The sequence below is a fragment of the Gracilibacillus oryzae genome, assembly GCF_009498735.1.
In the GTDB taxonomy this organism is placed as follows: Bacteria; Bacillota; Bacilli; order Bacillales; family Amphibacillaceae; genus Gracilibacillus; species Gracilibacillus oryzae.
Window position 1 is genome coordinate 103,072 of sequence record NZ_ML762426.1, and the last position, 6,886, is coordinate 109,957.

General features: G+C 40.2%; 5 protein-coding genes and 2 pseudogenes. All 7 read left to right on the plus strand.

Annotated features, from left to right (window positions below; all coding sequences use genetic code 11):
* A pseudogene (locus tag F9U64_RS22605) lies at nucleotides 1-273 on the plus strand (hypothetical protein); the annotation flags it as partial.
* Complete coding sequence (locus F9U64_RS05805) at nucleotides 249-1,130, plus strand: FAD binding domain-containing protein (protein WP_153402071.1); 882 nt, start codon at nucleotides 249-251, stop codon at nucleotides 1,128-1,130. The pseudogene F9U64_RS22605 and the gene F9U64_RS05805, both read left to right, overlap by 25 nt.
* Before the next feature lie 15 nt (nucleotides 1,131-1,145).
* Nucleotides 1,146-3,409 (plus strand): annotated as a pseudogene (gene pucD / locus F9U64_RS05810) (xanthine dehydrogenase subunit D).
* Entirely contained in the window at nucleotides 3,382-3,888 is a 507-nt protein-coding gene (locus F9U64_RS05815) for a (2Fe-2S)-binding protein (protein ID WP_153402072.1), read from the plus strand. Before pucD ends, F9U64_RS05815 begins: the two are co-directional and overlap by 28 nt.
* 174 nt (nucleotides 3,889-4,062) lie before the next feature.
* Complete coding sequence (locus tag F9U64_RS05820) at nucleotides 4,063-4,854, plus strand: ABC transporter ATP-binding protein (protein WP_153402073.1); 792 nt, start codon at nucleotides 4,063-4,065, stop codon at nucleotides 4,852-4,854.
* A 46-nt stretch (nucleotides 4,855-4,900) separates the two neighbouring features.
* Nucleotides 4,901-5,722: an ABC transporter permease gene (locus F9U64_RS05825; RefSeq protein ID WP_407647296.1), complete on the plus strand. Its 822-nt coding sequence runs from the start codon at nucleotides 4,901-4,903 to the stop codon at nucleotides 5,720-5,722.
* A 22-nt stretch (nucleotides 5,723-5,744) separates the two neighbouring features.
* Nucleotides 5,745-6,764: an ABC transporter substrate-binding protein gene (locus F9U64_RS05830; protein WP_228275597.1), complete on the plus strand. Its 1,020-nt coding sequence runs from the start codon at nucleotides 5,745-5,747 to the stop codon at nucleotides 6,762-6,764.
* The last annotated feature ends 122 nt before the right edge of the window (nucleotides 6,765-6,886 follow it).

Consider the following 6,886-nt stretch of genomic DNA (forward strand, 5'->3'; position numbering starts at 1 on the left):
AATGATCTTATCACTGAATATCAAGCATCTGTTTATAAAAAGGAAGAAATTTGTTTTGTTGCTGCGGCATATCAAGAAACAATCCTGCCGCCAATTATTTTTTCATCAATTCTGTTTCCGGAATTGTTAAAAGTAACAGGAGATAAAGGAGCTCGATCGCTTATAAAACAATTCAAAAATAAAGGATATGTAAAACGATTCGATGATTGGCTTAGTTTTTATGATATTGATACAAAGGATGATTATTTATGGGCACAGAAACTTATGTGTTAAATCAGAAAGAGGCAATGATCTTATGGGAACCGGATAATCTAGAAGAGGCAATAAGGAAAAAACTCCAATTGGCAGATGAAGCAATGTATATCGCGGGAGGGACACTGATCCAGCTGAAAAAAGAGCAAGGGGTTATCCAGCCTGAGCATATAATACGACTTGACCATCTGCCAGAATTAGCCAGCTTGCAAATGGTTGAGGAAGGTGATCAAGTCCAATTGGAAATAGGATCACTAGTCTCATTGGCTGACTGCCATTCCAATCAGCTGATAAAAGATAACTGGTGCTTATTATCAGAATCGGCACTGCAAGTTGCATCGCCTGCGATACGAAACAGAGCAACGATTGGCGGTAATATTGCTTATGGTATCGGTGATCTAATCCCAGCGTTACTAGTGCTGGATGCCAAAGTAACCTGGGTCAATGCGAATGGACAACAAACGGGCGAGTTGTCGTCTTTTTTAAAAAAAGATGCTAGTAAGAATGCATTAATTACAATGGTGATTCTACCGGAGTCATCTCAAGCTACAAAAGCATTCAATTGGTATCACAAAGTTGGCCGTAGAGAGGCATTTATTCCATCTCTTGTAACAGCCGCTGGTTTTGGTTATTGGAATGAAGACCTGGAATTAGAGCATATCCGGCTTGCTTTAGGTGGTGGTGCAAGTCTGCCTAACCGTTTAATAGAATGTGAAGAATATCTGCAAGGTAAAAGGATGGAAGATATTAGATTAGAAGTGTTGTATGAATTAGTATTAGCGGAATTTCAGCCAGCATCAGATCCGTTTGCATCCACATCATATAAGAAAAAGGTTGCTGCAAATCTGTTAGTGTCCGAAATGGAAAAACTTATTTAGGAATGGAGGGGGAGAATGAGTAAAAGTAAAGAAAGAATTAGACCTGACGGAAGAGGAAAAGTGACAGGTTCATTAAAATATTTAACCGATTTAACATTTCCGAATATGCTTTATGCCAAGGTTTTAAGAAGTGAATATCCTCATGCTGAAATTCATTCGATTTCAACGGTAAGGGCGGAAAAACTACCTGGTGTTAAAGCTGTCATCACTCATAAAGATGTTCCTGGGCTTAATCGCTTTGGAATTGTTACACCAGATCAGCCGGTATTGTGTGAAGATAGAGTGAGATACGTAGGAGATGCCGTTGCGGCCGTTGCAGCTACTTCGTTTGAAATAGCTGAAGAGGCAATTAAATTAATTGATGTGGAGTACAAACCATTACCTGTATTGGATGCTCCGGAAAAATCACTGGAAGATGGGGCACTGAGATTACATGAGGAAGGAAATGTCTTACATCAAACAGGGTATAAGCATGGAGACGTGGGAAAGGGTTTTGAAAAATGCACATTTATTGTGGAAGAGACCTATCATCTCCCGCGACAAATGCACACATATATGGAAACAGAAGGTGGAGTGGTTGTTCCTGAAAATGATGGCAGCCTTACCGTTTATATCGGTACACAGCACGGCTATAAAGATCGGTTTCAATTGTCCCGGATACTAAATATGCCTGAAGATAAAATACGGATCGTATCAAGTCCGATGGGCGGGTCATTTGGCGGGAAGGATGAGCTTAATATCCAGCCATATGCTACACTGCTGGCTTTAAAAACAGGAGTGCCGGTTAAAATCCATCAAACAAGGAAAGAATCAGTCATTTCCGGGATTAAGCGTCATCCAATGAAAATTACGATGAAGGTTCAATTATTGCACATCAAGTAAATATTATTGCAGACACTGGCGCTTATGCCACTCTGGGGCCAGCGATTCTGGATTTTGCTGTGGAACATGCTGTCGGCCCATATCAGATGGAGCATGTTGCGGTAGATGGTGTATCTATTTTTACCAATAATGGTGTATCGGGGGAATTTAGAGGTTTTGGAGGTAATCAAGTAACATTTGCGCTTGAAGGACAGATTGATAGACTGGCAGAAAAACTGGCGATTGATCCGATCGAATTAAGGAGGAAGAATCTTAGAAAGACGAGTAGTCTGGGACCAATGGGGCATCGAATTGCACCAACAAGTGGGGCGTCAGATGTTTTAGAAAAAATTAATGCACATTCCTTCAATAAGCAGCTGGAAATTGATAGTAATAAAACTAAAAATGCACAGAAGGTGAGTGGGATAGGAATAGCGATTTCCATGCATGGTGGTGGGTTAGGTTATGGAAGGCTTGATCCTGCTGGTGGAAGTCTTACTTTCACGGAAACAGGGAAAATTGAGATCGCCTTTGGTTTTGAGGAAGCGGGTCAAGGAATTCTCCATGTTATTGAGACGATTTTGACTGAAGAACTTGGGTGTGATGTGAAAGATATCAATGTATTAATCGGCGATACAGCAAAAGTGCCCTCATCTGGATCTACCACTGCATCAAGAGGAACGAGTATGGTGTGGCATGCAGTTAACAAAATGAAGCGGCCATTTAAGCAACAATTGTTACAATCGGCTGGAAAAGTCTTGAAAATACCTTTCGAACAAATGGTATTAGGGATTGGTGGAATCTATAGCAAAGACAAATCAGACGGAATGTTGGTAAGCTATGCACAGCTTGCAAGACAGATGCAAAATTTGCCGCCGATCCATGTTACAACAAGTTTTGATTTTCCTACAACACCGGATGAGGTCGATGGTGGCCATTTTCTATATACTTTCTCTTCTGTTTTCGCCCAAGTGGAAATTGACTTATTAACAGGGAAATTGCGAGTGATCAATTTGGATCAGGTAATTGCTGCAGGGCCTGTTGTCAGCTTGAGGGGCTACACAGGACAAATCGAAGGAGGCGGCGTGATGTCGCTCGGATATACCCTTATGGAAGAAGCGGTAATGGACCAAGGCTTTTATCGTACAGAAAACTTAGATAGTTACTTGATTCCTGGAATGCAGGATATCCCTTCTATGAACGTTACGGCAATTGAAAAACTAGAAGCGGGTGACCCTTATGGACCAAGAGGAGTAGGTGAAATTGGAACGGTTGCTGTTGCACCGGCGATAGCAAAAGCGATCCATGATGCGATTGGTTATTGGCCGACAAAACTGCCTGTCTCCTCGGAAGAACTGTTAACTGCGATAAGCAGAAAGGAGGAGCACCAATGGCTGACAGCAAAAAAACGCTTTTAAACCCGCCAATTGCTATGAAAAAAATCATGATAACGATCAATTGTCAAGCAATTGAAGAGGAAGTAAATCCAACTACTCGATTAGTTGACATACTAAGAAATCACCTTCATTTAACGGGAACAAAAATTTCCTGCGGGATTGGCCGCTGTGGTGCCTGCTCGGTATTGCTAGATAATAAGCTGGTGAATGCTTGTATGGTTATGGCTTATCAAGCAGAAGGTTCGCAGGTTATTACAATCGAAGGGATTGAGCAAGATGGATTGCTTCATCCGATTCAACAGGCATTTCTGGAGGAAGGTGGATTTCAATGCGGCTATTGTACACCTGGAATGGTGCTGGCAACTAAAGCATTACTAGAAGAAAATGCACATCCTGATGATAATGAAATAAAAACAGCACTATCAGGCAATCTCTGCCGCTGCACGGGTTATGGTGGGATTCTTCGCGCTGTCAGGAGTGCTCGAGACAGAATGTTGTGACAATAAAAACAAACTCGCGAACATTTAGCTATTTCTCACAATTCTATGATACTTCTTTAGTTGACATGTCTAATGACAAACCTCCTGCAATCTTATAGGATATGTTTAAAGTTAACTTGAAATGTCACATTAACTAACATAACGTTTTGTGACAGGAAAAAGGAGGAGAAACGTATGGCGGCATCTTCAATGGAGGTTGTTAGTTATCAACGAGTTAGTAAAGTGTTTAACAGTGAAACAGTAGCATTAATGGAATTCGATCTCAGTATTAAAAAAGGGGAGTTTGTTAGTTTCCTTGGTCCGTCCGGGTGTGGGAAATCTACCGCCTTACGTCTAGCTGCAGGTCTTGAACGACCATCAAACGGTACGGTTAAAATTTTTGATAAGTCTCCGAAAAAAGTGATCAAACAAACGAATGATATTGCATTTGTTTTCCAAGATGCAAATCTATTACCATGGCGAACAATTTTAGATAATGTGCTTCTGCCTTTAGAATTAAGAGGCGGGAACAAAAAAGAACAAAAAAAAGAAGCGATCAGGGTGCTTGAAATGGTTGGTTTAAAAGATTACCTCGATTATTATCCGCGACAATTATCAGGCGGGATGAAAATGAGGGTGTCTATTGCCCGCGCATTAGCGGCCAAACCTAAAATATTGTTAATGGATGAACCATTTGCAGCATTAGATGAGATTACCAGACAAACATTGCAGATGGAATTACTGGATATTTGGCAAAAAGAAGAGATGACTATATTGTTTGTCACACACAACGTATTTGAAGCTGTATTTCTTTCAACTAGAATTGCCGTAATGTCCGCACGTCCTGGCAGATTATCATCTGAAATGGAAGTAGATTTACCATTTCCTCGAAAGCTAGAACTTCGGACAGATCCGAGTTTTTCACAATATGTTGAAGATGCATCCTTATTACTTGAAGGTAGTTCCATAAAAAGGGAGTTGATCTAAATTGTCTATACCAACATCGGAAATAAACAGCAGGCAAAAGTTATTAATAGATTCAAAAGCAAAAAAGCAGGAAAGTAAAATATGGCAAAAATTCCGCCAATTTTATCTAGGCCCAATTATCGCATTTGTTGTGTTTCTTGCATTATGGCAGTCTGTTCCTGTCTTACTAGGTTTAGAACATTATATTTTGCCAAAACCGACTGATGTAGTTGCTGCTGCGATAGAAGATTGGAGTTTATTATGGCCGGCGGTTCAAATTACAGTTGTCGAATCTGTTCTAGGATTTTTCGTTAGTGCAGTGGTTGGTATTGGTGTATCTATCCTGCTTGCAAGTTCAAAAGTGTTAGAAAGAAGTATCTATCCCTATGCGATTGTGCTGCAAACCATACCGGTAGTAGCAGTTGCACCAATTGTTGTTATCTGGTTTGGTGCTGGATATAACTCGATTGTTGTCATTTCTTTCTTGATTGGTTTCTTTCCAGTCATTTCGAATACATTAATGGGTTTGAATTCTGTAGATAAAAATAAAGATGAATTATTTACTTTGTATAATGCAACAAAATGGCAAAAAATGTGGAAACTCCGCATACCTTCTGCCCTGCCTTATATGATGACAGGCTTAAAGATCTCCTGCACATTGTCAATTGTTGGTGCCATTGTTGGTGAATATATCGCTGGTATCGGCGGCGGTAAAGGCGGACTTGGCTACTCTATCACTGTTGCAGCAATGCAAGTTAAAACTTCTTATCTGTTTGCTTGTGGAATAGCTGCAGCCATTTTAGGAATTGCGTTTTATTTGTTAGTAAGCATGTTCTCCAATTATATGTTGAACTCTTGGCATGATTCAGCAATAAAGGCGGACAAATAAAATAAAAAAGGGGATACGTCAGATGAGTAAAAAAAGCATGTTTTCTAAAATTCAAATCTTCATTCTTGGTGTTTTCGCAATATTAGTATTGGCAGCATGTAGCGCAGAAGGAGCAAGCGATACAACGGATTTAGAGGAAACGGAAGGAGAAGGATCATCAGAATCGGTTAAAATCGTATTAAATTGGTTTGCAAAAGCGCAACATGGCGGGGTTTATGCAGCAAAGGAAAAAGGATTTTTTGAAGAAAATGGTTTAGATGTTACGATCGAGCCTGGTGGACCGCAAGTATCCTCCATTCAAATGGTCGCTTCCGGTAGTTCTGAATTTGGATTAGCTCACGGTGATCAGCTGGTGATGGCGAGAAATGAAGGGATAGAAGTTGTCGCAGTTGCTGCAACTATGCAGGGGAGCCCGCAAGCCCTAATGTTCCATGAAGGTCATGGAATAGAGGAATTTGAGGAGATGAATGGCCGCAAAGCATATATTGAACCTGGGATTGTTTACTGGCAATATTTGAATAACCAGTATAATTTAGAGGAAGTACAAGAGTTAAGTTATTCTGGTCAGCATACGAATTTCATGAGTGAGCCTGAATCAATCAGCCAATCATTTGTTACGTCTGAGCCTTATTTCTTAGGTGAAGAAGGAATTGAAACAGAGACAAAACTTATCTCTGATGCGGGTTACGATCCATATAATATTGTTCTATTTGTAACAAAAGAATACTTAGAAGAAAATAAAGAAACGGTACAGCAGATGGTTTCAGCATATGTGGAAGGATGGGATTATTATAAAGAGTCTCCAGATGAAATCACAGAGATTGTCCATAATGCAACAGAAGACATATCATTAGAGGCATTGCAATTTGAACAGCAAACACAAGAGGAATTTATTTACGGTGGAGATGCAGCGGAAAATGGTGTTGGTTACATGACCGAAGAACGCTGGTCCACATTAATCGATCAGCTTTACGAGCTGGATTTGCTTGATGAGAAGTTTGGTGCAAACGAGATGTTTACAACAGAGTTTTTGCCTCAATAAAATGGGAAGAGCTCGGGACAAAACCGAAAAATCTGCATAATTCATTGAGGGGAATAAATAGATGAGTGAAATGGTGATGTCTCGCCATTTCCTTTTTTATTGAATTCATGGTTTATTGCATT

Coding starts and splice junctions, on each gene's coding strand:
- F9U64_RS05805 (WP_153402071.1), top strand. CDS start 249: ATGGGCACAGAAACTTATGTGTTAAATCAGAAAGAGGCAATGATCTTA.
- F9U64_RS05830 (WP_228275597.1), top strand. CDS start 5,745: ATGAGTAAAAAAAGCATGTTTTCTAAAATTCAAATCTTCATTCTTGGT.
- F9U64_RS05815 (WP_153402072.1), top strand. CDS start 3,382: ATGGCTGACAGCAAAAAAACGCTTTTAAACCCGCCAATTGCTATGAAA.
- F9U64_RS05820 (WP_153402073.1), top strand. CDS start 4,063: ATGGCGGCATCTTCAATGGAGGTTGTTAGTTATCAACGAGTTAGTAAA.